The 25,988-nt window shown below is 61.1% G+C and carries 27 protein-coding genes and 1 pseudogene; 13 read left to right on the forward strand and 15 right to left on the reverse strand.

What is annotated here, in order from left to right; genetic code table 11:
* The first annotated feature begins 98 nt into the window (after positions 1–98).
* The 3 genes from BMY98_RS14315 to BMY98_RS14325 all read left to right on the forward strand — a co-directional run bounded on the left by BMY98_RS14315 (position 99) and on the right by BMY98_RS14325 (position 3,671).
* On the forward strand, positions 99–2,426 hold the full coding sequence (locus tag BMY98_RS14315) for a FimV/HubP family polar landmark protein (RefSeq protein WP_074890285.1): 2,328 nt from the start codon (positions 99–101) through the stop codon (positions 2,424–2,426).
* Between the two features lie 3 nt (positions 2,427–2,429).
* Complete coding sequence (locus BMY98_RS14320) at positions 2,430–2,726, forward strand: Rdx family protein (protein ID WP_074890286.1); 297 nt, start codon at positions 2,430–2,432, stop codon at positions 2,724–2,726.
* Between the two features lie 126 nt (positions 2,727–2,852).
* Positions 2,853–3,671 (forward strand): UDP-2,3-diacylglucosamine diphosphatase, encoded by an 819-nt coding sequence (locus tag BMY98_RS14325; RefSeq protein WP_074890288.1) that lies wholly within the window; start codon positions 2,853–2,855, stop codon positions 3,669–3,671.
* 65 nt (positions 3,672–3,736) lie between these two features.
* Here BMY98_RS14325 and BMY98_RS14330 read toward each other — a convergent pair whose 3' ends face one another.
* Positions 3,737–4,048 carry an Mpo1-like protein gene (locus BMY98_RS14330; RefSeq protein ID WP_074890290.1) on the reverse strand — a complete coding sequence of 104 codons (312 nt, stop codon included), beginning with the start codon at positions 4,046–4,048 and terminating at the stop codon, positions 3,737–3,739.
* A gap of 106 nt (positions 4,049–4,154) precedes the next feature.
* Positions 4,155–5,609, reverse strand: a complete 1,455-nt coding sequence (locus BMY98_RS14335) for a TrkH family potassium uptake protein (protein ID WP_074890292.1) — start codon at positions 5,607–5,609, stop codon at positions 4,155–4,157.
* A gap of 174 nt (positions 5,610–5,783) precedes the next feature.
* On the opposite strand from BMY98_RS14335, the gene BMY98_RS14340 reads away from it, so the two are divergent.
* Positions 5,784–6,344 carry an NAD(P)H nitroreductase gene (locus BMY98_RS14340; protein ID WP_074890293.1) on the forward strand — a complete coding sequence of 187 codons (561 nt, stop codon included), beginning with the start codon at positions 5,784–5,786 and terminating at the stop codon, positions 6,342–6,344.
* Between the two features lie 125 nt (positions 6,345–6,469).
* Here the strand turns inward: BMY98_RS14340 and BMY98_RS14345 are convergent, their stop codons facing one another.
* The 6 genes and pseudogenes from BMY98_RS14345 to BMY98_RS14365 all read right to left on the reverse strand — a co-directional run bounded on the left by BMY98_RS14345 (position 6,470) and on the right by BMY98_RS14365 (position 10,496).
* Positions 6,470–7,807: a sensor histidine kinase gene (locus tag BMY98_RS14345; RefSeq protein ID WP_074890295.1), complete on the reverse strand. Its 1,338-nt coding sequence runs from the start codon at positions 7,805–7,807 to the stop codon at positions 6,470–6,472.
* Positions 7,808–7,900: 93 nt separating this feature from the next.
* Positions 7,901–8,353 (reverse strand): Spy/CpxP family protein refolding chaperone, encoded by a 453-nt coding sequence (locus BMY98_RS14350; protein ID WP_074890297.1) that lies wholly within the window; start codon positions 8,351–8,353, stop codon positions 7,901–7,903.
* Positions 8,354–8,636: 283 nt separating this feature from the next.
* The gene (locus BMY98_RS14355; RefSeq protein WP_074890298.1) at positions 8,637–9,314 is read right to left on the reverse strand and encodes a response regulator transcription factor; all 678 of its coding nucleotides are present in this window, start codon (positions 9,312–9,314) and stop codon (positions 8,637–8,639) included.
* Between the two features lie 7 nt (positions 9,315–9,321).
* Positions 9,322–9,425: pseudogene (locus tag BMY98_RS26860) on the reverse strand (translation initiation factor 2); the annotation flags it as partial.
* A 161-nt stretch (positions 9,426–9,586) separates the two neighbouring features.
* Positions 9,587–9,886, reverse strand: coding sequence for a YciI family protein (locus BMY98_RS14360; RefSeq protein WP_074890300.1), 300 nt, complete (start codon positions 9,884–9,886; stop codon positions 9,587–9,589).
* A 1-nt stretch (position 9,887) separates the two neighbouring features.
* Positions 9,888–10,496 carry a septation protein A gene (locus tag BMY98_RS14365; protein WP_074890301.1) on the reverse strand — a complete coding sequence of 203 codons (609 nt, stop codon included), beginning with the start codon at positions 10,494–10,496 and terminating at the stop codon, positions 9,888–9,890.
* 65 nt (positions 10,497–10,561) lie between these two features.
* Between BMY98_RS14365 and BMY98_RS14370 the strand changes: the two genes are divergently transcribed.
* The 6 genes from BMY98_RS14370 to rluB all read left to right on the forward strand — a co-directional run bounded on the left by BMY98_RS14370 (position 10,562) and on the right by rluB (position 15,420).
* The gene (locus BMY98_RS14370) at positions 10,562–11,422 is read left to right on the forward strand and encodes a PHP domain-containing protein (RefSeq protein WP_074890302.1); all 861 of its coding nucleotides are present in this window, start codon (positions 10,562–10,564) and stop codon (positions 11,420–11,422) included.
* A 13-nt stretch (positions 11,423–11,435) separates the two neighbouring features.
* Entirely contained in the window at positions 11,436–12,068 is a 633-nt protein-coding gene (locus BMY98_RS14375; protein ID WP_108121457.1) for an L-threonylcarbamoyladenylate synthase, read from the forward strand.
* Between the two features lie 140 nt (positions 12,069–12,208).
* Complete coding sequence (locus BMY98_RS14380) at positions 12,209–12,907, forward strand: segregation and condensation protein A (protein WP_175514173.1); 699 nt, start codon at positions 12,209–12,211, stop codon at positions 12,905–12,907.
* 17 nt (positions 12,908–12,924) lie between these two features.
* Positions 12,925–13,716, forward strand: coding sequence for an SMC-Scp complex subunit ScpB (gene scpB, locus BMY98_RS14385; RefSeq protein ID WP_074890304.1), 792 nt, complete (start codon positions 12,925–12,927; stop codon positions 13,714–13,716).
* A gap of 54 nt (positions 13,717–13,770) precedes the next feature.
* Entirely contained in the window at positions 13,771–13,965 is a 195-nt protein-coding gene (locus BMY98_RS14390; protein ID WP_065986946.1) for a DUF1289 domain-containing protein, read from the forward strand.
* 207 nt (positions 13,966–14,172) lie between these two features.
* Positions 14,173–15,420, forward strand: coding sequence for a 23S rRNA pseudouridine(2605) synthase RluB (gene rluB, locus BMY98_RS14395; RefSeq protein WP_074890305.1), 1,248 nt, complete (start codon positions 14,173–14,175; stop codon positions 15,418–15,420).
* 81 nt (positions 15,421–15,501) lie between these two features.
* On the opposite strand, the gene BMY98_RS14400 is transcribed toward rluB, so the two are convergent.
* Positions 15,502–16,470 (reverse strand): CgnE/CgnB domain-containing protein, encoded by a 969-nt coding sequence (locus BMY98_RS14400; RefSeq protein WP_074890307.1) that lies wholly within the window; start codon positions 16,468–16,470, stop codon positions 15,502–15,504.
* A 69-nt stretch (positions 16,471–16,539) separates the two neighbouring features.
* Positions 16,540–16,677, reverse strand: a complete 138-nt coding sequence (locus BMY98_RS27310; RefSeq protein WP_163022139.1) for a hypothetical protein — start codon at positions 16,675–16,677, stop codon at positions 16,540–16,542.
* A gap of 520 nt (positions 16,678–17,197) precedes the next feature.
* Between BMY98_RS27310 and BMY98_RS14405 the strand changes: the two genes are divergently transcribed.
* Together BMY98_RS14405 and arfB are read left to right on the forward strand one after the other, a co-directional pair.
* Entirely contained in the window at positions 17,198–18,622 is a 1,425-nt protein-coding gene (locus tag BMY98_RS14405) for an amino acid permease (RefSeq protein WP_074890308.1), read from the forward strand.
* A gap of 53 nt (positions 18,623–18,675) precedes the next feature.
* The gene (gene arfB / locus BMY98_RS14410) at positions 18,676–19,089 is read left to right on the forward strand and encodes an alternative ribosome rescue aminoacyl-tRNA hydrolase ArfB (protein ID WP_065986956.1); all 414 of its coding nucleotides are present in this window, start codon (positions 18,676–18,678) and stop codon (positions 19,087–19,089) included.
* Between the two features lie 828 nt (positions 19,090–19,917).
* On the opposite strand, the gene BMY98_RS14415 is transcribed toward arfB, so the two are convergent.
* The 5 genes from BMY98_RS14415 to phhA all read right to left on the reverse strand — a co-directional run bounded on the left by BMY98_RS14415 (position 19,918) and on the right by phhA (position 24,108).
* Positions 19,918–21,132 carry an MFS transporter gene (locus tag BMY98_RS14415; RefSeq protein ID WP_074890310.1) on the reverse strand — a complete coding sequence of 405 codons (1,215 nt, stop codon included), beginning with the start codon at positions 21,130–21,132 and terminating at the stop codon, positions 19,918–19,920.
* A gap of 262 nt (positions 21,133–21,394) precedes the next feature.
* Positions 21,395–21,532, reverse strand: a complete 138-nt coding sequence (locus BMY98_RS27315) for a hypothetical protein (RefSeq protein WP_166650518.1) — start codon at positions 21,530–21,532, stop codon at positions 21,395–21,397.
* 180 nt (positions 21,533–21,712) lie between these two features.
* The gene (locus tag BMY98_RS14420) at positions 21,713–22,909 is read right to left on the reverse strand and encodes an amino acid aminotransferase (RefSeq protein WP_074890311.1); all 1,197 of its coding nucleotides are present in this window, start codon (positions 22,907–22,909) and stop codon (positions 21,713–21,715) included.
* 1 nt (position 22,910) lies between these two features.
* Positions 22,911–23,267, reverse strand: a complete 357-nt coding sequence (locus BMY98_RS14425) for a 4a-hydroxytetrahydrobiopterin dehydratase (RefSeq protein ID WP_074890313.1) — start codon at positions 23,265–23,267, stop codon at positions 22,911–22,913.
* Positions 23,268–23,319: 52 nt separating this feature from the next.
* Positions 23,320–24,108, reverse strand: coding sequence for a phenylalanine 4-monooxygenase (gene phhA / locus BMY98_RS14430; RefSeq protein WP_074890315.1), 789 nt, complete (start codon positions 24,106–24,108; stop codon positions 23,320–23,322).
* A 273-nt stretch (positions 24,109–24,381) separates the two neighbouring features.
* Between phhA and BMY98_RS14435 the strand changes: the two genes are divergently transcribed.
* Positions 24,382–25,947 carry a sigma-54-dependent transcriptional regulator gene (locus BMY98_RS14435; RefSeq protein ID WP_074890317.1) on the forward strand — a complete coding sequence of 522 codons (1,566 nt, stop codon included), beginning with the start codon at positions 24,382–24,384 and terminating at the stop codon, positions 25,945–25,947.
* Positions 25,948–25,988: the final 41 nt, after the last annotated feature.

Consider the following 25,988-nt stretch of genomic DNA (forward strand, 5'->3'; position numbering starts at 1 on the left):
ATCCTGTTCTATTTGCACCCATACTGATACTGCCCGGATGACGTGTCCGGGCGTACCGAATGTGCAGGGACGCCTGCCTCGTCTTCAAAAGGGTTCGCATGCTGAAGAGTTTTCAGGCCGGTAGTCGTCGCGGAGGGGGTGCGCCCCTTCGTGTTCAGTCAGGTCTTCGTTCGGGTTTGCTCGCCATCGGGCTGGCCTCGGCCGCGTTGCTGCACAGCTCCGTAGCGGCTGCGCTGGGTCTGGGCGAAATCAGCCTTCATTCTGCCCTCGGGCAACCGTTCAACGCCGATGTCGAATTGATTGAAGCGGGTGGAATGAGTCCCGAAGAAATCGTCGTCGGGCTCGCACCGCCCGAGGCCTTCGCCAAGGCTGGCGTAGAGCGCGTCTTTTTTCTCAACGATCTGCGTTTTACTCCGGTGATTCGTGGCAACCGCAGTGTGATTCACATCGAATCGCACAAGGCGGTCACTGAGCCGTATCTGAATTTCCTCGTCAGGCTGGTGCGGCCGAACGGCGACCAGCTGCATGAATACACCGTACTGCTTGATCCGCCGACATCGCCGACAGGGCTTGCTGCGACGCGCAGCCGCACTCAATCGCCGGCCGCCAGCGCGAAGAATGATGACTCGCGTCTGCCGGTCGCGCCGCCCCAGGCTCGACAGGGCAAGCATTACACGGTTGTGTCCGGCGACACCCTGGCGGGTATTGCCCGTCAGGTACAGGCGCCAGGCAGCAAGAGCTCTTCTGCCGAGTTGATAAAAGGCGTGGTGGCGCTCAATCCGCAGGCGTTTCCCAATGGTGAGCGCAGCCAGTTGAAGGTCGGGCAGAGCCTGTTGCTGCCGGACAATGCCGTTGAACCGAAGACCGCCAGTGCGTCTGCTGTTGCAGGCAGCAGCAACTCGGCTGCGGCCTCCACCCCGACGTCTACCACAGCGAACCAGAAGGCCAGCGATCAGTTGTCGGCGGCGGCGCTGGAAAACCAGCAGTTGAACAAGACGCTGGACGACCTCAAGCAGCAGGTTCAGACCTCCACCGTCGAAGAGGCCGACAAGGACAAGCAGATCATCGAACTGCAGACCCAACTTGCCGAACTCAAGGCGCAGTCGGCCAAGCCTGCGTCTGCGCCAGTTGCTCCCGCGGCCTCGACGGTGGCGACGACGCCAGCTGTCACACCAGCTGCACCCGCTCCAGTAGCCACTCCTGTACAAGCGCCGACGCCGGTTCCGGTTGCCGCCGAGGATGACTTCCCCTGGACGTCGGTCCTGGCAGCGCTGTTGGTGATACTGCTGCTCCTCGCGCTGGCCTGGTCGGTGCGTCGCAACCGGATCAAAAATCAGCAGGCCCTTGAGCCAGTGCCGGTGGAGCCGGTGGTCAGGTCTGCTGCTACGGTCACGCCAGTCTTCGAAGTGCCGGCCGTTACCGCTGCGCGTCCGGCCTCGTCAGCGCCTGCCGGCCAACGCCTGGCCGGTGCCGCTACCGACGCGCTGGATGGTGCGAGCATTTACATCGCCTACGGCCGCTTTGCTGAAGCGCTGGCCATTCTGCGCGATGCTTTGGACAAACAGCCCGAGCGCACCGATGTTCGCCTGCGCATCCTTGAACTGCTCGGCGAGCAGGGTGACGCGCAAGCGTACGACGAGGAAGAAAGAGTCCTGCTGAGCCAGGGTATCGACGCGCAGAAGCTGCAGGACATCCGTGATCGTTACCCGAAACTGAAGCCGGAGCCCGTTGCGCCTGCCGCGCCAGTGGCGTCGCCTGCCATGACCTCGGCCGCAGCCCCGGCCGCGGCCCTGGGCGCTGCTGCGGTGCTGGCCAGCCAAACAGTCTCGGCCAGTCACACATTAGACGACTCGCCAGACCTCAGCCTGACAGGCTCCGCTCAGTTGGACGAAAATGCGGCCGCATCGCTGAACCCGGTTGACCCTGCCGACGATTTCCAGCTCAACCTCGACGACCTCTCCATGGACGCCGACTGGGATCTGGTCGATCCGTTCGACAGCACGCCTGCTCCCCGCAAGCCTGCGCCCGCACCTGAAGTTGAACCTGAACTGGACACCTCCTTCTCGTCCGACCTCACGCAACTGCCTGAGGTTTTCGAGATGCCGGAAGAGCAGTTCCTCAGCGATTTCGCCGAAGAGGAAACGCCGCCGGAAATGGACGTGCAGTTCGAGCCGGGTCCGGCAGCCGTCGTGCAGAGCAACAACGATTTGCTGGACGACGCTTTTCTCGACAGTTTCATGATCGAGGAGGGCGGATTCGATTTGCTGAGTCTGGACGAAGAGCCGCTAAGCAAGATCAATGAAGCGCAGGTGCTGATCGATGAAGGCAACGTTGACGAGGCCCGGCGGCTGTTGCAGGAAGTGATCGACGGCTCCGACGACGGCCCGCAACAGACGGCCCGCGATCTGCTGGCAGGGTTGGGCTGACCGATGTCCGCCAAGCCTGAAATCACCATCACTTACTGCACACAATGCCAATGGCTGTTGCGCGCCGCGTGGCTGGCTCAGGAGTTGTTGAGCACCTTCACCGAGGATCTCGGCAAGGTGTCGCTGATTCCGGGCTCCGGCGGCGTGTTCCGCATCACCTGCGATGATGTGCAGATCTGGGAGCGCAAGGCCGACGGCGGTTTTCCCGAGGCCAAGATTCTCAAGCAGCGGGTCCGCGACCAGATCGATCCGGCCCGGGACCTGGGGCACAACGATCGTCACGTCGGCCTGGACACCTGAACGCGCATCGGCTGAGGATTCCGCAAAGTGTTAGCCGATATGTCGTGTCATCAAAGCTAAACACGGCCGTCATGTTCATATCACCGACCACGTCCACGCTTGGGGAAACCCAAGTGGAGGTGGTCCATGAGCATTGCCGAGAACGTGAAACCCAGTCGTAAACAACGTGTCCGGACCTTGTGGATCTCCGATGTGCACTTGGGAACCCGCGACTGCCAGGCCGAACACCTCTCCGGATTTCTCAAGCAATACCATGCCGATAAGGTGTACCTGGTCGGCGACATCATCGATGGCTGGAAGATGCGCGGTGGCATGTACTGGCCGCAAGCCCACACCAACGTCATCCGCCGCCTGCTGACCATGAGCAAGCGCGGTACCGAAGTCATCTACGTCACCGGCAACCACGACGAATTCCTGCGCCGCTATTCAAAACTCATTCTGGGCAACATCCAGCTGGTCGATGAAGCCGTGCATCTGACCGCCGACGGTCGTCGTCTCCTGGTGATCCACGGTGACCAGTTCGACGTCATCACGCGCTACCACCGCTGGCTGGCCTTTCTTGGCGATTCGGCCTACGAATTCACCCTGACCCTCAATCGCTGGCTCAACCACTGGCGCGCCAAATACGGCTACGGCTATTGGTCGCTGTCGGCGTACCTGAAGCACAAGGTCAAGACCGCTGTCAGTTTCATCAGCGACTTTGAGGAAGCCATCGCCCATGAGTGTGTGAAGCGCGGGCTGGACGGGGTGGTGTGCGGACACATTCATCACGCCGAAATCCGTCAGGTGGGCGGTGTGGAGTACCTCAACTGCGGCGACTGGGTGGAGTCCTGCACGGCCTTGATCGAACACTGGGATGGCACGATCGAGCTGTTCCGGTTGGCCGACGCCCACATCAAAGCCAAAAGCCCTGAAGCAGCGCAGCCAGTGGGCGAGACGGTCTGAGCCGGCAGCTTGTTGCTCAGATGGCGAGCCAGCAAGTCGTCATAAGCGACGCCAACGGGTGCCGGTCAAAACGGCACTTTGCCCCTGAGCATGTCCTTGTACATGACGAAATCGCCGAGCAGGCTGTAGAACGGATGCTTGAACGTGGCCGGACGGTTCTTCTCGAAAAAGAAGTGGCCGATCCAGGCGAAGGTGTAACCCGCCAGCGGCAATATCCACAACAGCATCCAGCTAGCGCTGAGCAAGGCGAATGCCAGAATCAGGATGACCAGACTCGTGCCGATGAAATGCAAACGGCGGCACGTGCTGTCCCGATGTTCATGCAGGTAGTACGGATAGAAATCTGCAAATCGCTCGAAACGCTTCACTGTTTCCATAAGGCTGTGCTCTGAACAGGGTCTCGGCTGAGCTTAGCCGAGCCCCCGCTGCGCGCCGCGAAATTTCTCACGGCCCGGCCAACCACATTGCCCCGCCCGCAGTGTTCTAGTGCCGCCAGAACGCCGGGATGCACAGCACCAGCACCGTGATGATTTCCAGTCGGCCGAGCAGCATGCCCAGTGACAGAATCCACTTGGCGGCATCCGGCAGCGTCGAGAAGTTACCCGCCGGGCCAATGGTTTCACCCAGCCCCGGCCCCACGCCTGACACCGTGCTGGCGGCGCCCGTGAGCGCTGTCATCCAGTCCAGCCCCAGCAGCGACAGCATCAGCGCAATCAGGCAAATGGTGAAGGTGAAGAAAAACGAGAAGGTCAGAATCGAGCGCACGATTTCGTCGTCCAGCCGGTGCCCGTTGTACTTCTGCTTGATCACTGCGCGAGGGTGAATCAACTGGTGCAGGTTGGCGCGCAGCAGGATGTAGGCGACCTGAAAGCGGAAGATCTTCACGCCGCCAGCCGTTGACCCCGAACATCCGCCGATGAACCCCAGATAGAAGAACAGCATCAGCGCGAAGTTGCCCCACAGGCTGTAATCCCCCAGCGCAAAGCCGGTGGTCGTCACCACCGAGGTCACGTTCAGCGCGACATGACGCAACGCGTCATACCACGGCAGATCGGTCGTCGCCCAATACCAGGCAGTCATCACCAGCCACATCACCAGCAGCAGGACGAGAAAACCCTGCACCTGCTGATCCCTGAGCAGCGCGCCGCGATTGCCCCGCAGCGTCGCGACATACAGGGTGAAAGGCAGGGCGCCGAGGATCATCACCACGATCGCCACCCAGTGCACGGCAGGTTGCGGCCATTTCGCCAGGGACTGATCCGAGGTGGAGAAACCGCCTGTCGAGATCGCCGACATCGCGTGGTTGATGGCGTCGAACAGGCTCATGCCGGCCCACCAGAACGCCAGCGTGCCCAGCACGGTGATGCCGAGGTAAACGAGCACAATGAACTTGGCGACCATGTGCGAACGCGGCATGACTTTTTCAGAGCGGTCCGACGACTCGGTCTGGAACAGGCGCATGCCGCCGATGCGCAACAGCGGGAGAATCGCCACCGCCATGCCGATAAAACCGATGCCGCCAAGCCAGTGCAGCAACGAGCGCCAGATCAGGATGCCCGGGGACATGGTGTCCAGGCCGCTGAGAACGGTGGAGCCGGTGGCGGTGATGCCGGACATGCTTTCGAAGAAGGAGTCGGTGTAGCTGATGTGTTGCGTGAGCAGAAACGGCAGCGCCGCGAAGATGCAGACGATGACCCAACTGCTGACCGTCAGCAGGTACATGTCCCGCGGGCGCAGGTGCACGTGTTCAGGTCGGCCCTGGCCCACCAGCGCAAGCCCGAACACAAAGGTGATCAGGCTCGACCACAGAAACGACGGCATGTCGGCGGTGCGGTGGAAGATCATCAGGGTGATCATCGGCACGACCATGGCGATGGCCAGGGTAATCAGGAAGATGCCGATAATGAAACCGATGATGCGGAGGGTCGGCAACGCCATGCAATCGCTCTGATCAGGAAGTGAGAGGGCCGCCATTCTACTCGCGAGCCCGTGTGTGTAAACCGAGGCATTTCCGAGAGTGTTGTAAGTAATTGCCCGGGTTAATCGTTATTGAAGTTCAAGACCGCACCGAGGGCACTACAATGGTCCGTCATTTTTCCTGGAGACGACTTAATGGAAGCGCTCGACGTATTGCTTAATCGCGTGTCCGTCCCCCGCTTGATCGAACCCGCGCCGGACGCCGAGCAACGCGAGATCCTCTTCGGTGCAGCCCTGCGCGCACCTGACCACGGCGTCTTGCGGCCTTATCGCTTTCTGACCGTCGAAGGCGATGCACGTAACCGCATGGGCGAACTGTTGGCCCAGGCATTGGTCGACCAAGGCGGCGATGTTGAGGCCAAGGCGCTGGACAAGGCCCGTAACGGACCCCTTCGCGCGCCGTTGGTGGTCGTGGTGATAGCCAAGTTGACTGACCACTACAAAGTGCCGAAAAAGGAACAAGTGATCACCGCAGGATGCGCTGCCCACGGCATCCTGCTGGCCGCCTACGCAATGGGCATCGGCGCGGTCTGGCGCTCGGGAGACTTGTCCTACTCCCGACACGTCGCCGAAGGGCTGGGTCTGACAGCCGAAGAAGAAGTTGTCGGCTTCCTCTACCTCGGCACCCCGCTGAACCCGCCACGGGAAGCCGCGAAGCCGGATGTTGCCGGGTTCGTCAGTGCGTGGGAGGGTTAGTTAGTGGGACCGGCTTTAGCCGGGAAGGCGTACTGCGTCACACTGCAAAATGGAGGGCGATTACACCGGCCTCTTCCCGGCTGAAGCCAGTCCCACTGAGAATCGCTTAAGCCGGTAGCATTGAATCAGCCGTGCAAAGCTGTCAGCTCGCGGGGCACCACGATGCTGGCTACGAATCCACCCTCGGGGTGATTGCCCAGCACCAGCGTTCCGCCGTGCTTTTCGGCGGCGCGTTTGGCGATCGCCAGCCCTAACCCATAACCGGGCGCGGTCTGGTTGGGCGCGCGATAGAACGGCTCGCCCAGCTGCGCCAGATGCTCCGGGTTGGCGCCGGGGCCGTGGTCCCGCACGCTGAGCCGCAATTCACCGCCATCGACGCTTGCGCTCAACTCGATCGGCTGACCCGCCGGATTGAAACGCAGCGCGTTGCGCAGCAGATTATCCAGCGCCCGTTCCAGCACGTTCGGCCAGCCCTGCAACTGCACGCCTGGCTGCACCGACACCGAAACCGTCTGCTCGCCGCTGCCCATCTCGGTTTCGGCCTGCAAATGGTGCAACAGCCCTGGCAAATCCACCGCCGAGGCGCTGCCCATGTCGGCGTCCAGTCGTGCCAGCGCCAGAATCTCACTGATCAACTCTTCCAGCCGGTCGCACTCACGGGTCAGGCGCGGCCACAGCTTGTCGCGCTCCACCGGCTCGGCGCGTTCGGCCAGGGCCAGGGCAATCCGCAGTCGGGCCAGGGGTGAGCGCAGTTCATGGGAAACGTCGCGAAGCAGCTGGCGCTGGCTGCTGATCTGGCTTTGCAGGCGGGCACCCATGCGGTTGAAGTCGTTCGCCAGCACGCCGAATTCATCGCGGCGGTTGGCCAGCTGCGCCAGGCTGTTCTGCTGGTAAGTGGTCTGGCCGAGGTCATGCACCGCACCCCGCAAACGGCTCAACGGGCGGGTGATCGACAGCGTCACCATCAGGCTGAACAACGTCAGGACCACCAGCGCGATACCCAGCGCACTCAGCGGCCAGACCAGACTGTCCCGGTGCCAGGCGTCCAGCTCCGGATGGGGAATCCGGTAAATCAGCAGGTAGGTTTCCCCGGTTTTATCACTGGTGTATTCGGTGGTCAGGCGCCGCCAGGGCAGTGGGCGCGTGTCGTCATTCTGCCGCTCTTCAAAGGCCGCCGCGCGGGGCGGGAAGGTGCCGGGAATCACTGCTTCGCCGCTGTCGTTCAGCACCTGAACGTCAATGTGGTATTTGCGCTTGAGGTCTTGCAGATAGTCCTGGGCAGATTTCTCGCCTTTGCCTTCGTACAGCTCCACCCACTTCTGCGGCAAATTGTGCAGGCCGGGATGACGGCTGAGAATCCAGGCGTCCTGATTGAGCACATGCCCCATCAGAATCGACAGACCCGCCACTAACGCGATCGCCAGCCAGAAGCTGGCCAGGATTCTCCAGAACAATGAACGCACGTGCTGCCCTCGACCCGGTTCGTCAAATAGAAAACCCGACACGCCGGGGAGCGTGTCGGGTTGGGGGAAGTGTAATGCCGCGCCAGCAGCCGGTTACTGGGTTTTTTGCGCTTTCTGCGCTTTCCAGGCTTCGAACTCGGCGCGATCCGCACGACGCTGGGCTTCATCCTTCTGGATCTGGTCGAACGTCTTCTGTTGCTCAGGCGTCAGCAGGGCGCGGATGCCGGACTGGGTTTTGGCCCGGGCAGCTTCCTGTTCATCCATCATCGCCTTCTGATCGGCGGGCGACAGCTTGGCCAGGTACTTGTGGGTGATCTCGGAGCGGCCGCGCCACTGTTCGCCCATCATCTGGTCAACTTGCAGACGCTGTTCCGGGGTCAGGTTGAGTCTCTCCATCGGGCCGTGGCGATGATGCATGCCCGGGCCATCGACGCCTGGGCCGCCTGGGCCGCCAGGGCCACCCATCGGGCCGCCTTCTGGAGGCATGGCCATTGCAACGGTAGGCAGGGCTGCGGCGAACATCAAAGCCATCAAAGTCTTGCGCATGGTGAATCTCCTTGTCTCGATTTCGGCTCTGTGCCGGTTGAGGCCAGTTTAGGGAGATCAAGGTCAAGCGAGGTCAGGGGTCGGTAAAGCTTGGGTAAAGGGGGCGCGCTGGCGTGTTGACGTAGTGTGCCTGCTACCGAGTGCGCGCCCAGCTGTAAGCGGCAAGCCACAAGCTTCAAGCCAAAAGCAGTCCGGCGTCGCTGCCGATGCTGTTGCTTGTGCTGTCGCTGTTGCTTGCAGCTTGCAGCTTGCAGCTTGAAACTTGCCGCTCCCAACTCCGTCGTCAGAGGCTGTAATAATACCCACGGCTGCGCAGGGCAACGATGCGCGGGCGGCCGTCGGCGTGGGGGCCGATCTTTTTGCGCAGGTTGCTGACGTGCATATCAAGGCTTCGGTCGTACAGGGTCAGCTTGCGGCCAAGGGCCAGTTGCGCCAGCTCCTGCTTCTCCAGCGGTTCGCCGGGCTGGCCGAGCAAGGCTTCAAGCAGGCGCGCTTCGGAAACGGTCAGGGTGAATTCCTGCTCGTCAATCGTGACCACACCCCGTGCGGGACTGAAGCACAGGTCGCCCAGCTCGATCTGCGACGACACCGCCGTCGGATGGCTGCGCCGCAGCACCGCACGCAGACGCGCTGTCAGTTCACGGGGATCGCATGGCTTGGCCAGGTAATCGTCAGCGCCCAGCTCCAGACCCAGGATACGGTCCAGCGGTTCGCCACGAGCGGACAGCATCAGCACGGGAAGGTCGGGGTGATCGGTGCGCAATTGTTTGAGCAGTTCCAGACCGCTGCCGTCGGGCAGCATCACGTCCAGCACCACCGCAGCGGGTGCGGATTCGGCGAGCGCCTTGCGCGCACTCTGGCCATCGTGGCAGGCGCGCACGGCAAACCCTTCCTGACTCAACCAACTGCTCAGGAGCTCACACAGCTCCTGGTCATCATCAATAAGTAACAGCTCGCTCATGACTCACTCAATTTAGCCATTGCCGACGACGTCTACGCCAGCCGCTGGCAAAGATACCGCACTGGAGGGCCACCCTTGCTGAGCGCCCCCTGCGACAAACCATTGTTGTTCGATCACACCCGCAAAGGCATGACCGCCCGTGCCTCTTTGAGCCGCAGTCAAAGCCTTTGGTTCTAGCAACTTATCGGCAGGGCAGTGCGAAGGGTGAGCTTTGGAAAGCGGGTTGAAGGCGGTCCGGCTCGGTGTACGGAGCCGGGCGCTCGACTGATGTATCAGGGCAGGACTTGTTTGAACGGTTTGACGACCACGTCAGCGTAGACGCCCGCTGCCACATAGGGATCCGCCTCAGCCCAGGCTTGGGCGTCCTTGATTGACTCGAATTCGGCGACGATCAGGCTGCCGGTAAACCCTGCGGCGCCCGGGTCGATGCTGTCTACCGCAGGCATCGGGCCGGCGAGGACGATGCGGCCTTCGGCTTTCATTGCGTTCAGGCGCTCAAGGTGCGCAGGGCGCGCGGCCAAGCGTTTTTCCAGCGAGTTGGCGACGTCGGTTGCCACGATTGCATAGAGCATGTCAGTCCTCTCTTTTTTTGTTTGAAGGCTGGGTAGACGGGTCGACATCATGGATGTGGCGAGCCAGGAAGATGCCCTGGCCGACCAGGAACAGCAGGGTCATGCCCAGGCTGCCGAACACTTTGAAGTCGACCCAGAATTCTTGATAGGTAAACGCCACATAGAGATTGGCTGCGCCGCAGAACAGGAAGAACACGATCCAGGCAATGTTCAGCTTGGTCCAGACCGCCTGCGGCAGGGTCAGCGCGTGACCCATGATGCGTTGAATCAACAGACGGTCGCCGATGAAGTGACTGCCGGCGAAGATCAGCGCGAAGACCCAGTTCACGACCGGAGCTTTCCACTTCAGGAAGGTTTCGCTGTGGAACGCCAGGGTCAGGCTACCGAAGACCAGACAGGCAATCAGCGTCAGCCACTGACTTTTTTCCAGTTTGCCCTGACGGACATAAAGGACGCCGTAAACCACGAGGGAACTGGCGATCAGCATCGCGGTGGCGCTGTAAATCCCGCCTACCATGAAGCTGTGGCCAAGGACATCGACGGCTTGCGGGCTGATTTTGTAAACGATGAAGAACAGGATGAGCGGGATGAAGTCGATGAATTGTTTCACAGTAAGAGCCAGAAGCTGGATGTGACGGCATAATAACAAACATCAATGACTGCGAAAGCGCCCCTATGAACGTCGATCTGCACTGCCACAGCACCGCTTCCGATGGCGCCCTTGCGCCCGCGGTACTTGTCGCACGTGCCCACGAGCACGGCGTGAAAGTCCTCGCGCTGACCGATCACGACACCCTCGAAGGCCTCGCCGAGGCCCGTGCTGCGGCGGTTGCGCTGGGTATGCAGCTGATTGATGGCATCGAATTGTCCTGCACCTGGGGCGGTGCCACCATCCATGTGCTGGGCTATGGGTTCGATGTGGACGCCCCGCAATTGCGTGAGGCGATCGAGCAATTGCACACCGGCCGCTGGTTGCGGGCCGAAGAAATAAGCCGCAAGTTGGCGATGAAAGGTATGCCCGGTGCGCTCGAAGGTGCGCGTGCGGTGCAGCAGGCACTGGGCGACAGCGGAAATGCGCCGGCCCGACCGCACTTTGCCGACTTTCTGGTCAACCAGGGTTTCGTCAAGGACCGCGCCGAGGCGTTCCGCAAATGGCTCGGCGCTGGCAAGCTGGGCGACGTCAAGCAACACTGGCCGACCCTTGAACAAACGGTGGCGACCCTGCGCGCCGCCGGGGCGTGGGTCAGCCTCGCGCACCCGTCGCATTACGATTTCACCCGCAGCAAGCGTCGCAAGCTGGTCGCCGACTTCATCCAGGCCGGCGGTCATGCAATAGAAGTGGTCAACGGCCTGCAGCCTGCCGATCAAGTCGGCAGTCTGGCGATTCTGGCCCGTGAGTTCGGTCTGCTGGTCAGTGCCGGCAGTGATTTTCATGCCCCAGGCGCATGGTCTGAAATCGGCGTTTATCGCCCATTGCCCGAAGACCTGCCGCCCCTTTGGTGTCGGTTCAAACATGACCAGCCTACTGCCGTCTGAACAGGAAATTACCGTGAGTCAATTTTTCCAGGTCCACCCGGAAAACCCGCAAGCGCGCCTGATCAAGCAGGCCGTGGAAATCATCCGGGCGGGCGGTCTGGTGGTTTATCCCACCGATTCGTCCTACGCATTGGGTTGCCAGATGGGCGACAAGACGGCCGTCGAGCGCATCCGTCGCCTGCGTCAACTCGACGACAAGCACAACTTCACGCTCATGTGCAGCGACCTGTCCCAGCTGGGGTTGTTCGCCAAGGTCGACACGGCGGCGTTTCGCGTGCTCAAGGCCCACACGCCGGGGCCGTACACCTTCATCCTCGGCGCCACCCGTGACGTGCCGCGTCTTGTCCTGCACCCCAAGCGGCGCACCATCGGTTTGCGCGTGCCGGGTCATCCCATTGCGCAGGCGCTTTTGCAGGAACTGGGCGAGCCGCTGATGAGCGTCAGCCTGATCATGCCGGGCGAGACCATTCCGATGAGTGATCCCTACGAAATGCGCGGGATCCTTGAGCATCAGGTGGACCTGATCATCGACGCAGGCGAGGGCGGCATTTCGGCCTCGACCGTTGTCAACCTGACCGATGGCGAGCCCCAGGTGGTGCGTGTGGGTTGCGGCGATCCGACGCCGTTCGGGGTCGAAGTCGAGTGACCGAGGCGCAAACCCTGGAGGCTCAGACCGACGCTCATATCGACCCGCAGGCCAACGCCCAGCAAGAGCTGCCGTTTGCCATGGTCTACGGTCAGGCCGTCACGCAGATGCCGGTCGACCTGTACATCCCGCCGGATGCGCTGGAAGTGTTCCTCGAAGCCTTCGAAGGCCCGCTGGACCTGCTGCTTTACCTGATTCGCAAACAGAACATCAACATCCTCGACATCCCCGTGGCGGAAATCACCCGCCAGTACATGGGCTATGTCGAGCTGATGAAAACCGTGCGCCTGGAGCTCGCCGCCGAGTATCTGGTGATGGCGGCCATGCTCGCCGAGATCAAATCGCGCATGCTGCTGCCCCGCTCGGAAATGGCCGAGGAAGAAGAGGGTGATCCCCGCGCCGAACTGATCCGTCGCTTGCAGCAGTACGAGCGGTTCAAGGCGGCGGCCGAAAACATCGATCAACTGTCTCGTGTGGGCCGTGATGTCGTCGTTCCAAGGCTTGAGGCGCCCGAAGCCCGGGTGCGCAAGTTGTTGCCGGACGTCGCCCTCGAAGAGCTGCTCATGTCGATGGCGGATGTGCTGCGCCGTGGCGACATGTTTGAAAGCCATCAGGTCAGCCGCGAAGCGCTGTCCACCCGCGAGCGCATGAGTGATGTGCTGGAGCGCTTGAAAGGCGCTGGTTTCGTGCCTTTCGCCGAGCTGTTCACGGCAGAAGAGGGAAGGCTGGGCGTGGTGGTGACGTTCATGGCCGTGCTGGAACTGGTCAAGGAGCAACTGGTGGAGCTCGTGCAAAACGAAGCCTTCGCCGTTATTCATGTGCGGGCGCGAGCCGAATAAAGAGCAAGAACTGATCAATGAACCTGAATGAACCCCGCGATCTGGCGCCGTTGCTCGAAGCGTTTCTCCTCGCCTCCGGAAAACCACAGTCCCTGGAGCGTCTCTACGAGCTGTTCGAAGAGGGCGAACGGCCCGAACCGCCGGTGTTCAAAAAGGCGCTGACGTTGCTGGGCAAGTCCTGCGACAACCGCGCCTTCGAACTGAAAGAAGTCGCCACCGGCTATCGCTTGCAGATCCGCGAGAAGTTCGCGCCCTGGGTCGGGCGCCTGTGGGAAGAACGGCCCCAGCGTTATTCACGGGCTCTTCTGGAAACCATGGCGCTGATCGCCTATCGCCAGCCGATTACCCGGGGCGAAATCGAAGACGTGCGCGGCGTGGCGGTCAACAGCAACATCGTCAAGACCCTGATGGAACGTGAATGGATCAGGATCGTTGGCTACCGCGACGTGCCCGGCAAGCCCGCGATGTTCGCCACCACCAAAGCCTTTCTTGACCACTTCAACCTGAAGAACCTCGACGAACTGCCGCCACTGGCCGACCTGCGCGAGATGGAAACCGAGCCGGTGCTGGAATTCGACGACGCGCCGGTGCCCGCGCACTTGCAGGCGTTGGCCGACGCCAGCCTGGAAGTTGATCCCGACGCAGAGCCTGAGGCGCCCCGGGATGAGACCAGCTTCCGGAGCCTGCTGGCCGAGCTGGATACGATGGAGCAGGGCCTGAAAACAGACTTCGACGATTTATTGCTCGATGAGGCCGATAAAGAGTCTGAATTGGAAGAACCGCCGCAGGACGATGAAGATCCGCGGTGACGAACGCTGTGGCAGGACGATGCGCAGCGCCCAATTCCTCATTCAGGCGAACCCATGAGCACCAAGAATCCCTGCATCAGCCTCTGCAAGTTCGACGATGATATTTGCCTGGGCTGTGGTCGCAGCAAGCGCGAGATCAAATCCTGGAAGAAGATGGAGAAGGACGAAAAGCGATCGGTGCTCGCCGAGTCGGCCTTGCGGTTGATCAAGCTGAAGGGCGCCAGTCGGCGGAAAAAGAAGTCAGCCTGATTTTTTCATCTAGTCTCTGATGCGCAACGCGCGTCAGACGCGTATGATTCGCGACCTTTTGGCGATCCACACGCGCCAGGGATTTCAGTTTTCTGCCCGTTCCGCCTCAGAATTGTTCTGATCCGGAGCCGCTTTCGTCCAGAGAGCCGGGCCACAGGCCATGCCCACTCGCGCATGCCCTGATTCGACACACCGGGAGGTGCCCAGATGAGTGAACAAGACAAGCAAGACAAAGAGATCGGCCCAGCAGGCGAAAAACTGCAGAAGGTTCTGGCGCGCATTGGCGTCGGTTCCCGTCGCGACGTTGAAGCCTGGATCGGCGAAGGCCGCATCAAGGTCAACGGCGTTCAGGCCACTCTCGGTCAGCGCGTCGATCTGCATGACGCCATTACGGTCGACGGTCGCGTGATCCGCCGCGAAGAAGCCGCCGAAACCGTTCGCCGCGTCGTCATGTACAACAAGCCAGACGGTGAAATCTGCACCCGTGACGACCCTGAAGGCCGTCCGACCGTATTTGATCGCCTGCCGCGCCCGAAAGAAGGCCGCTGGATCAACATCGGTCGTCTGGACATCAACACCACTGGCTTGCTGATGTTCACCACCGACGGTGAACTGGCCAACCGCCTGATGCACCCCTCGTTCGAAATGGACCGCGAGTACGCCGTGCGCGTCCGTGGCGAAGTCGACGACGACATGCTGGCGCGGCTGAAGGCTGGCGTGGTGCTGGAAGACGGCCCGGCGCGTTTCACCGACATTCAGCAGGCGCCGGGTGGCGAAGGTTTCAACCACTGGTACCACTGCGTGGTCATGGAAGGCCGCAACCGTGAAGTTCGCCGGTTGTGGGAATCCCAGGGCCTGGTGGTCAGCCGCCTGAAGCGCGTGCGTTTCGGTCCGGTGTTCCTCAATTCCGACCTGCCGATGGGTCGCTGGCGCGAAATGAGTCAGCAGGAAGTCGACATCCTCAGCGCCGAGGTCGGCCTTACGCCGGTCGCGATGCCGCAGATGAATGCCAAGACCAAGGACAAGCTGGAGCGCCTGCAGCGCCAGTCCTCCCGTCCGCTGGGCAAGGGCGAGCGTGTGCGTCAGGTTCGTCCAGCCAAGGATGCGGTGTCCCCGGATCGTCCAGCCCGCGAGCCGCGTCTGGCTGACGGCGAGCGCCCGGCGCGCAAGCCTGCGGAAAGCGGCCGTCCGGCGCGCACCCCGCGCCCGGCCATTGGTGGCCGTGGCGACACTGCCCGTGGCGGCAATCCACGTGGCGACAGCGCCCGTAGCGAAAACGGTCGCGGCACGCCGGTCGCGGAACGCCCAAGCGACATGAACAAGCGTCCGGCCAAGCCGAAGCCTTCGCGTCCCGGCATCGGTCTGGTGGACGACAAGACCCCGTCCGGCAAACGTCGCGGTCCGCCAAGCGGCTCCGGTCAGCGTCCAGGCTTTGGTCGTCGCAAGCCAGAGTAACGTTGTGAAGCGGTGAAAGCGGTCTGCACTACGAAAAACGCCAGTCGAGAGACTGGCTTTTTTTTTTTGCGCGCTTACGGGTCAGACGACGTAGGCGTTACCGTCAAACACCACGCGCTTGTCCACGGCCAGTGATCCGCCGTTGAAAATCAGGTCCATGTGATGGCTGCCCTTGGCACCGCCGCCCAAGCCCAGATGCAGTCCGCAATGGCGCTCTTCGAAACCTGCGTTGCGCGCGTACAGCTGACTGACACCTTCGTTGGTGCCGATCCCCAGTTCTTCGATGCGCCGGTTCGAGGGATTCGCGTCCAGGTATTTGTTGAAGTCGTGCTCCAGCCCCGGTATGTCAGTGGCAATGCGCGTCACAACGGAGTTCTCGATCCACAATTCCAGTGGCGACTCGATGATTCCGTACTTGCGTGCGAAAGGAATGGTACTGAGAAACGTGCCGATGAACCTTACATGGCCGTTGATGGATTCGCTGTGGGTGGCGATCTCACCGGGTGCCAGGTCGTAGTTGCCGACGCCGTTGATGTTGGTCCACTTCTTCAGTTCGCGCAGTGGGGCCTCGAAGTAGGAGCCGTGGGCGTCGCTGAAGCTGAGGGTTTCGCCCTGGTTCATGGTGTCGATGAGTGCAGCATTAAGCTGCGCGATACGCTCGGGCTCAACGCTGAACGTGTCGTAGAAATAGTCGCCGTAATCCTTGAACAGCAAAGACTTCTTCCACTGCGCCGACATCACCTCCTGCAACTGGCGAATGAACGGCGGTCCTTCCGCGCGAGGATTGGGCAGCGTTGAGGAATCGTAGAACAGAACGAAGAGATCGGAATCGGTGATGGCTTCTGTCAGTTCGTTTATAGGGGACGTGTCCAGCGGCAGAGTGCTGAACCGGAAGAAATCCCGCGCCGTCGAGCTTTCGATAATGCCGTCGACGATGCTGCGGTATTCCGGTGTAGGGGCCAGTAGTACTTGGGGAGTGGTCATGCCGGTAACGGCGGGGTGGCGTTGCAGGTAATACAGGAAATGTTCGATGGCGCTGCTGTTATCCATAGTGCGCTCCACTGCGAATGCTTAAAACAAGAGGGCGAACGCGTTAGCCACGCTCGCCCTTCAGCTGTTTTAGAACGGCCACATCGCGGTGCCAAACGGCACAACGGCGTCAGCCTGCATCATTTCCACAGCGGCATCATGAGTCGGTGCTTCAAACCAATCGTCCAATTGCAGTTCTTCTTCCAGAGCCAGTTCAACTGTTTGCATAGGTGAATCTCCTGAGAATGACGTACTTGCCGAATGCAGCGAGGACGAAAGGCCTGAGCCGTGGGTCCTCGTCATGGAAGCACACTGACCTTCGTGGCCAGCAAGCACTTAAAAAACTAGTGCAATAGTCAGACTGTTGCAAAGTAAAAATCGACCGACAAATGCTGGCATTTCGCCGGAATTATTGAAACTTGCAGCGAAAACAACGTTAGGGAGCTTTCGATTTCGGAGAATTATTTTTGCGACAGAATTGTGTCGGGTCTGGAGGTGGCGACAGCTTCCCGGCTGAAGCCGGTCCTACAGAAGCGTCATGCACATCCTGTGGGACCGGCTTCAGCCGGGAATTATTTCGCCGCCAAACGACATGTGAGCGGTGTACAATGCGCGCCCGTTTTTTTCTGTGATCCGCCGGCGTATGGACGCCAAGCCCTCGGGGTTACCCACTCCGTTTCCCTCCGCCGCGTCATGAGCGCGTCGGGTTCGATTCCGTCACAGACAAGCGCGCCAAGGTGGTTTGCCAATGAGTGAAAACATGTCCCATTCGGGTGACTTGAAGCGTGGTCTGAAGAACCGTCACATCCAGTTGATCGCCCTCGGTGGCGCGATCGGCACGGGGCTGTTCCTGGGCTCGGCAGGGGTGCTGAAGTCCGCTGGCCCGTCGATGATCCTTGGCTACGCCGTCTGCGGCTTCATCGCCTTCATGATCATGCGCCAGCTGGGCGAAATGATCGTCGAAGAGCCGGTGGCCGGATCGTTCAGCCATTTCGCCCACAACTACTGGGGCGGCTTTGCCGGCTTTCTGTCGGGCTGGAACTGCTGGGTCCTGTACATTCTGGTGGGCATGTCCGAACTGACCGCCGTGGGCAAATACATTCAGTACTGGTGGCCTGAAGTCCCGGCCTGGGCGTCGGCAGCGGTGTTCTTCGTGATGATCAACGTCATCAACCTGGCCAACGTGAAAGTCTTCGGCGAGGCTGAGTTCTGGTTCGCGATCATCAAGGTCGTGGCGATTCTGGGGATGATTGCCCTGGGCAGTTATCTGCTGGTCAGCGGCGAGGGTGGCCCGCAAGCGTCGGTGAGCAACCTGTGGGATCGGGGCGGGTTTTTCCCCCATGGTGTCAGCGGGCTGGTCATGGCGCTGGCGTTCATCATGTTCTCGTTCGGCGGCCTTGAGATGCTCGGTTTCACCGCAGCCGAGGCCGATCAGCCGCGGACCATCATTCCCAAGGCGATCAACCAGGTCATCTACCGGATTCTGATTTTCTACATCGGCTCGCTGGTGGTGCTGCTGTCGCTGACGCCGTGGGATGCCTTGCTGATTGACCTCAACGCGTCCGGCGATGCCTACAGCGGCAGCCCGTTCGTGCATGTGTTCTCGATGCTGGGCAGCACGACGGCGGCTCACATCCTCAACTTCGTCGTGCTGACGGCGGCCTTGTCGGTCTACAACAGCGGCACTTATTGCAACGCGCGCATGCTGTTTGGCATGGCCGAGCAGGGCGATGCGCCGCAGTCACTGGCGCGGGTCGACAGTCGGGGCGTTCCGGTGCGGGCGATTCTGGTGTCGGCGGCGGTGACGCTGATTGCCGTGCTGCTCAACTACCTGATGCCGCAAAACGCCCTTGAGCTGCTGATGTCGCTGGTGGTCGCCACCCTGGTGATCAACTGGGCGATGATCAGCTATTCGCACCTCAAGTTCCGTGAACACCTGAACCGCGTCGGCCAGGAGCCGCTGTTCAAGGCGCTGTGGTACCCGTACGGCAACTACGTCTGCCTGGCGTTTGTGGTGCTGATTCTGGCGATCATGCTGATGATTCCGGGCATCCGGATTTCGGTGTACGCGATCCCGGTCTGGCTGGCGGCGATGTGGGCGTTTTATGTGATCAAGAACAAGCGCCGGGCCAATAGCGAGTCTATGGCCCAGCGGACGTCGATCATCAAATAAGGCGAGAGCCGCCGGTGACGTCGCGGCGGCTTCGAACCAGGACACAGATTGCCATGCTGATCATCTCCAACAACATCCACCTGCCGGACAGCGACGTCGAGCTCACCGCCATCCGTGCCCAGGGGGCGGGTGGTCAGAACGTCAACAAGGTGTCCAGCGCCATGCACCTGCGCTTCGACATCAACGCCTCTTCGCTGCCCCCGTTCTACAAGGAACGCCTGCTGGCGCTACGTGACAGCCGGATCACCAGCGACGGCGTGCTGGTCATCAAGGCGCAGCAATACCGGACGCAGGAACAGAACCGTGCGGATGCGCTGGAACGCCTGAGCGAGCTGATCATCAGCGCGGGTAAGGTCGAGAAGAAGCGCCGACCGACCAAGCCGACCCTCGGCTCGAAGACCCGCCGGCTGGAATCAAAAACCAAGCGCGGGTCGATCAAGGCAGGGCGGGGCAAGGTCGATTTTTGACCATCGTGTGGGGGCAAGCTGGCATTAGCCGTTGCAGAACCACCGCGTTCGCCAGCAAGCCGGCTCCTACGGATTTGCATCCACCCTGGACTCGGGGTTTGACGCCGACCCACTGTAGGAGCGCGCTTGCCCGCGAATGCGGCGGCTCAAACAACACTACCGTTGCAGACCCACCGCGTTCGCCAGCAAGCCGGCTCCTACGGATTTGCATTCATCCCAGAAATGGAATTAGACGCCGACCCACTGTAGGAGCGCGCTTGCCCGCGAATGCGTCGGCTCAAACCACACTGCCGTTGCAGACCCACCCCGTTCGCCAGCAAGCCGGCTCCGATTTGCATGCACCCCAAACATGGAATCAGACGCCGACCCACTGTAGGAGCGCGCTTGCCCGCGAATGCGTCGGCTCAAACCACACTGCCGTTGCAGACCCACCCCGTTCGCCAGCAAGCCGGCTCCGATTTGCATGCACCCCAAACATGGAATCAGACGCCGACCCACTGTAGGAGCGCGCTTGCCCGCGAATGCGGCGGCTCAAACCACACTACCGTTGCAGACCCACCGCGTTCGCCAGCAAGCCGGCTCCGGATTTGCATCCACCCTGGACTCGGGGTTTGACGCCGACCCACTGTAGGAGCCGGCTTGCTGGCGAACGCGTCAGATCAGGCAACGCAATTTCGCTGCCCCAATCAAGTCGCCAGCAAGCCGGCTCTCATCAAACATCACAGCACCGCACTTGCATCTGCAGATAGATGAGCTGTGGCAGCGATACTCCCACAGGGATTGTATTAATAACTGCGCGACGGGGGCTCTACCGCAGTCAAGGCAGCTTCACAGCGCAGCCGGTTTTTCTCGCATCGCCTTCGCATGCTTGTACAGATACACGCTCAGCCCCAGGCCGCTCAGTGAAGCCAGCGCGGCAAACAGGAAGATTGACGCAAAGCCAAAGCCTGCCGCCACGGCGCCGGCCACCGGCCCGGTAATCCCCAGGGACAGGTCGATGAACAGAGAATAAGCCCCCACGGCCGCACCGCGGCTGGCCGGGGGCACCAGATTCACCGCCTCAACGCCGAGCGCCGGGAACACGAGCGAGAAGCCGAATCCAGTCAGCGCCGCCCCGGCCAATGCCAGATTCGGGTTGGGCGCCAGCCACAGCAGCAGCAGCCCCAGCGTCTCCACTGACAGGCAGGCAATCGCCACGCGGAAGCCGCCGATGCGATTGATCAGGTTGCCGAACAGCAGGCGTGCGCCGATGAAACAGGCGCCGAACAGGCTCAGGCACAGCACTGCATTCGGCCAGGTGTGGCTGGCGTAATACAGCGTGATGAACGTCGCGATGGTGCCGAAGCCGATCGAACCCAGCGCCAGTCCGGTGCCGTGGGGCAGCACACGACCGAGCACGTGGAGGAAGGGCAAGCGCTCGCCGTGCACCAGCGGCGCCGGTGTTTTCTTCCAGGCCAGGGAAATCCCCAGCGCCGCCAGCAGCATGACGCTGACGCCCATGCTCCACAGGCCCAACGCATTGACCAGCAACACCCCCACCGGCGCGCCGATGGCCAAGGCGCCATAGCTGGCGATGCCGTTCCATGAAATCACTTTGGCCGTATTGGCAGCGCCGACGCGGCCGATGCCCCAGCCGATCGAGCCCGAGCCAACCAGGCTTTCCGCGCTGCCGAGCACCAGCCGACCCACGAACAAGCTGATCAGGCTGACCATCGGCCAGGCGTCGAGCCAGTCGGCAAAGAGCATGAACACGCCGCTCAACCCGCAGCCGAACAGGCCGACGATCACCGCTTTCTTCGGGCCTCGGGTGTCGATGAAGCGCCCGGCGAAGGGACGGCTGAGGAGTGTCGCGAGGTATTGCACGCTGATCACCAGCCCGGCCGCCACCGCGCCGAAGCCAAGGTCGGTGTGCACATAACCAGGCAATACGGCCAGCGGGATACCGATGTTCAGGTAGCCGATGAAAGTGAAAAGGACGATGGAAACAACCTGCAGCGTGACAGCCATAGGACGTTGAGGGGCAGCGCTCGAAGCGTCTGGCATGGGCATAGATCCACGGTTACGACGGAAAAGAATAGCGAGGGGGCAATCGGGTTGAAGCGTAGACGCTCGAGTCCGGCCGAGGGCACATGATATCGAGGCACGGCACTTCATGGGAGTAGCGGATGGGCGGAGCTGATGTAGGGGGCAAGCAGAGGTGAAGCCTGTCGCAAATGATTCAGCCCTTATGGAAATACACCTTGAAGACGCTCTTCCGTAGGGGCTGAAAATTTAGCGGCTGAAAAATCAGTGGCTAAACAGGCCTTCAGCGCGGGCTTTGGGCTTTGCTGCTGTCGTTGCGTTTACCGCTGGCTTTCATTTCGATCGGCTGACCGAGTTCCTGGCGGGCTGCTGCACTTTGCTGATTCTGGCTTGGGAAGGGGAAGTTCGGGATTTCATGCATATCGTCGCTCCTCACAAGTGTGTTGCGGCTGAATTGAACAGCGCGTCCTAGAACGCTCAGGGAGGATACAGCAGTACAAATGACAATCAGACTTTTAAATGCGGGCCGCTGGTCATGTAGTGGGGATGGGTGCCTACAACATGCGCGCGGCCCTTGAAAAGCGTCGGGCCGGTGAGCGACTCAGTCCTTGCAAACCGCCGCAAACGCCGCTGCCAGTTCATCCAGTCGCATGGCGTCGATTCCCGCGACGTTGGCTCGACCCGCCGCCACCATGTAGACGCTGTGCTCGTTACGCAGACGCGCTACTTGATCGTCGTTCATGCCGGTGTAGGAAAACATGCCGCGCTGCACGCCGATGTGGGCGAAACGTTCACCCAGACCCAGCGGTGTCAGTGCCTCGACCAGCCCGACCCGAAGTTGCGCAATGCGGCTGCGCATCTCTTCCACTTCTTCAGCCCACAGGGCTTTCAGTTCAGGATCGCCCAGGATCTCGGCGACCACGGCGGCACCATGGTCCGGCGGGTTCGACCACAGATTACGAGCGGTCGCGGAAAGCTGACTGCGCACATCCATCAGCTTCTCGGTGGTGTCAGCACAAACCAGCAAGGCGCCGGTGCGCTCGCGGTACAGCCCGAAGTTTTTCGAGCAGGAACTGGTGATGAGCAGCTCAGGCAGTTGGCTGGCAAACAGGCGAACTGCCCAGGCGTCCTGATCGAGACCGTCGCCAAAACCCTGATACGCGAAGTCAATCAGCGGCAGCAGGTTGCGTTGCTTCACGATTTCCAGCACTGCGTGCCAGTCATCACGGGACAGGTCAAACCCGGTCGGGTTGTGGCAGCACGCATGCAGCAGGACAACATCGCCCTCGGGAATGGTCTTCAACGTCTCCAGCATCGCAGGCACGTTGAGCTTGTTGTCGCTGCCCACGTAGGGATAGTGACTGACTTTCAAGCCCGCGGCGGCGTAGATGGTTTCGTGAATTGGCCATGTCGGATCGCTCAGCCAGATGCCCTTGCCCGGCAGGCAATTGGCGATGAAGTCGGCGCTTAATCGCAGCGCGCCGGTACCGCCGGGTGTCTGGGTGGCGCCGACGCGTTTGCTGGCGATCAGCGGGGAATCGGCGCCCATGACCAGTTCACAGATCAGCGTGCCGAAACGCGGTTCGCCATGGCCACCGATGTAACTCTTGGTGGGCTGCGAGTCGACCAGCCGCTGCTCGGCGATTTTCACCGCGCGGGGAATGGTGGTCAGGCCCTGCGCATCTTTATAGACGCCCACGCCCAGGTCGAACTTGTTCGGATTCGGGTCTTTGGCGTAGGCCTGAATCAGGCCCAGGATGGGATCGTCCGGTACGCGCTGAATCTGTGAGAAATGCATTTTACTTACGGCCCTCGGCGCTTTTGGCCACCTCGTCTGTGCGGGAGGCCATGATGAAATCGTTGCGGTGCAGCCCCTTGATGGAATGGCTCCACCAGGTCACGGTCACTTTGCCCCATTCGGTCAGCAGACCCGGGTGGTGACCTTCGGCCTCGGCAATTTCGCCGACCGCGTTGGTAAACGCCAGCGCAAATTTGAAATTCTTGAACAGAAAGACTTTTTCCAGCTGCATGACGCCGTCACGCACCTCGATGTTCCAGTCCGGGATCTGCTTGAGCAAGTCCGGCAGCTCGGCGTCGCTGACTTGCGGGGCGTCGGCGCGGCAGGCTTCGCACTGGGATTGGTTGAGAGCGGTCATTGGAGATTCCTTGATCGGGTTCGGGCCGCTTTTGTTTCAGGCGGCTTTTGTTTTACGCGGCTTTTGTTTTCAACGGGAACTTGGGCGCGTGCAGCCCCAGTTCACCCGCCGTGCGCGCCATGCCCATGATGTCTTCATGGGCAAGGTCGAACAAACGCTTGAGGTCCGGCAGCACGAAATACAGCGGCTGCAGAATGTCGATGCGATAGGGCGTGCGCATGGCCTCAACCGGGTCGAAGGGCAGATGTTCAGGGGTTGAAGACACACTGTAAACGGTTTCCTTCGGCGAAGAGAGGATGCCGCCGCCGTAGATCTTGCGCCCTTGGGGCGTGTCGACCAGGCCGAATTCGATGGTCATCCAGTACAGCCGTGCAAGGTACACGCGCTGTTCTTTGCTGGCTGCCAGACCAAGCTTGCCGTAGGTGTGGGTAAATTCTGCAAACCAGGGGTTGGTCAGTAACGGGCAGTGTCCGAAAACCTCGTGAAAGATGTCGGGCTCTTGCAGGTAGTCGAGTTCTTCTTCACTGCGAATAAACGTGGCGACCGGAAATCGCTTGCTCGCCAAGAGCTCGAAGAAGGTTTGAAAGGGGATCAGCGCCGGCACGCGCTCGACTTGCCAACCGGTGGTTGCGCCCAGCACGCGGTTGATCTCACCGAGCTGCGGAATACGGTCGTGGGGCAGCGCGAGCTGCTCGATGCCATCCAGATACTCCTGGCACGCACGGCCTTCGACCACTTTGAGCTGGCGGGTGATGAGGGTGTTCCAGATGCTGTGCTCGGCGTCGGTGTAATCAATGAATCCCGTGTGGTCCGGCTCGCGGGCGACATACTGCGTACTCATGGGCCTCTCCTGATGGATTGTTCTTATAGGGAGCGAAGCGATATGGGGATAAATCCGATGGAGCTATTGATAGCGTATTTAGCGTCTCCAGTAGGCAGTGCCAGCGTGAAGTCCGGGCAGCAGCGTATCGCAATTCGTAAAGAAATCGTGACGGTTAAGGCGCTTAACCTCAATACATCCTACGCATGGCTTCAAAAGGCCCTTGCGCTGTAACGTATTCTTGACGATAAACTCGGGCCACCCCGAAATCGATGCCACGTCCACGAGCCAACCATGCGTATCAAAGTCCATTGTCAGAACCGCGTCGGCATCCTGCGCGACATCCTCGAACTGCTGGTGGCCTACGGCGTCAACGTCTCCGGTGGCGAAGTGGGCGGTGAGCATGGCGACGCCATCTACCTGCGCTGCCCAAACCTGATCAACCTGCAATTCCAGGCGCTGGTGCCGAAATTCGAAACCATCGCCGGGGTGTTCGGCGTCAAGCGTGTGGGATTGATGCCCAGCGAACGTCGGCATATGGAGCTCAATGCCTTGCTTGGCGCCCTTGAATTCCCGGTGCTGTCCATCGACATGGGCGGCTCCATCGTGGCGGCGAACCGCGCTGCGGCGCAGTTGCTGGGCGTGCGGGTCGATGAGGTGCCTGGCATCCCGCTGTCCCGTTACGCCGAGGACTTCGACCTGCCGCAACTGGTGCGGGCCAACCGCTCGCGCATCAACGGCATGCGCGTGAAGGTGAAGGGCGACATTTTTCTCGCGGACATCGCACCCCTGCAATCCGAGCACGAAGACAGCGAAGCCATGGCCGGTGCCGTGCTGACACTGCACCGCGCCGACCGGGTCGGCGAGCACATCTATAACGTGCGCAAGCAAGAGCTGCGCGGTTTCGACAGTATTTTTCAGAGCTCGAAGGTCATGGCGGCGGTGGTTCGGGAGGCCCGGCGCATGGCCCCACTGGATGCGCCGTTGCTGATCGAAGGCGAAACCGGCACTGGCAAGGAATTGCTGGCCCGGGCCTGTCACCTCGCCAGCCCGCGCGGCCAGTCGCCGATGATGGCGCTCAACTGCGCAGGGTTTTCCGAATCCATGGCCGAGACCGAGCTGTTCGGCTACGGCCCCGGCGCGTTCGAGGGTGCGCGCGCCGAAGGCAAGTTGGGGCTGCTGGAACTGACCTCGGGTGGCACGCTGTTTCTCGATGGCGTCGAGGAAATGAGTACGCGGTTGCAGGCGAAACTGCTGCGCTATTTGCAAGAAGGCTGCTTTCGCCGGGTAGGCAGCGACGAAGAGGTTTATCTGGACGTGCGCATCATCTGCGCGACGCAAGTGGACTTGTCCGAACTCTGCGCCCGGGGTGAATTCCGCCAGGACCTCTACCACCGGCTTAACGTGCTATCGCTGCACATTCCACCCCTGCGCGACTGCCTGGACGGCCTCGCGCCGCTGGTCGAGCACTTCCTGGATCAGGCCAGCCGGCAAATCGGCTGTGCGCTTCCTAAAGTCGGTCCCGAGGTGCTGGACCGGCTGCGCCAGTACCATTGGCCTGGCAATGTCCGGCAGTTGGAGAACGTCTTGTTTCAGGCGGTTTCGTTGTGCGAGGGCGGGCGGATCAAGGCTCAGCACATCCGCTTCCCCGAATACGGCGGGCGTCAGCCTTTGGGTGGTTTTTCGCTGGACGGGAGTCTGGAAGACATCGTCGGACGCTTCGAAAAAGCGCTGCTCGAGCGGCTCCATGAGGAGCACCCGAGCAGCCGCTTGCTGGGCAAACGTCTGGGCGTTTCCCACACCACAATCGCCAACAAACTACGTCACTACGGTCTTGGTCTGAAACCCGAGCTACCGTAGGCGCGTATTCATCCGTCAGAAGCGGCGACTCATGAGTCCCC

Origin of the sequence: Pseudomonas graminis, from assembly GCF_900111735.1 — a bacterium.
Classification (GTDB): Bacteria; Pseudomonadota; Gammaproteobacteria; order Pseudomonadales; family Pseudomonadaceae; genus Aquipseudomonas; species Aquipseudomonas graminis.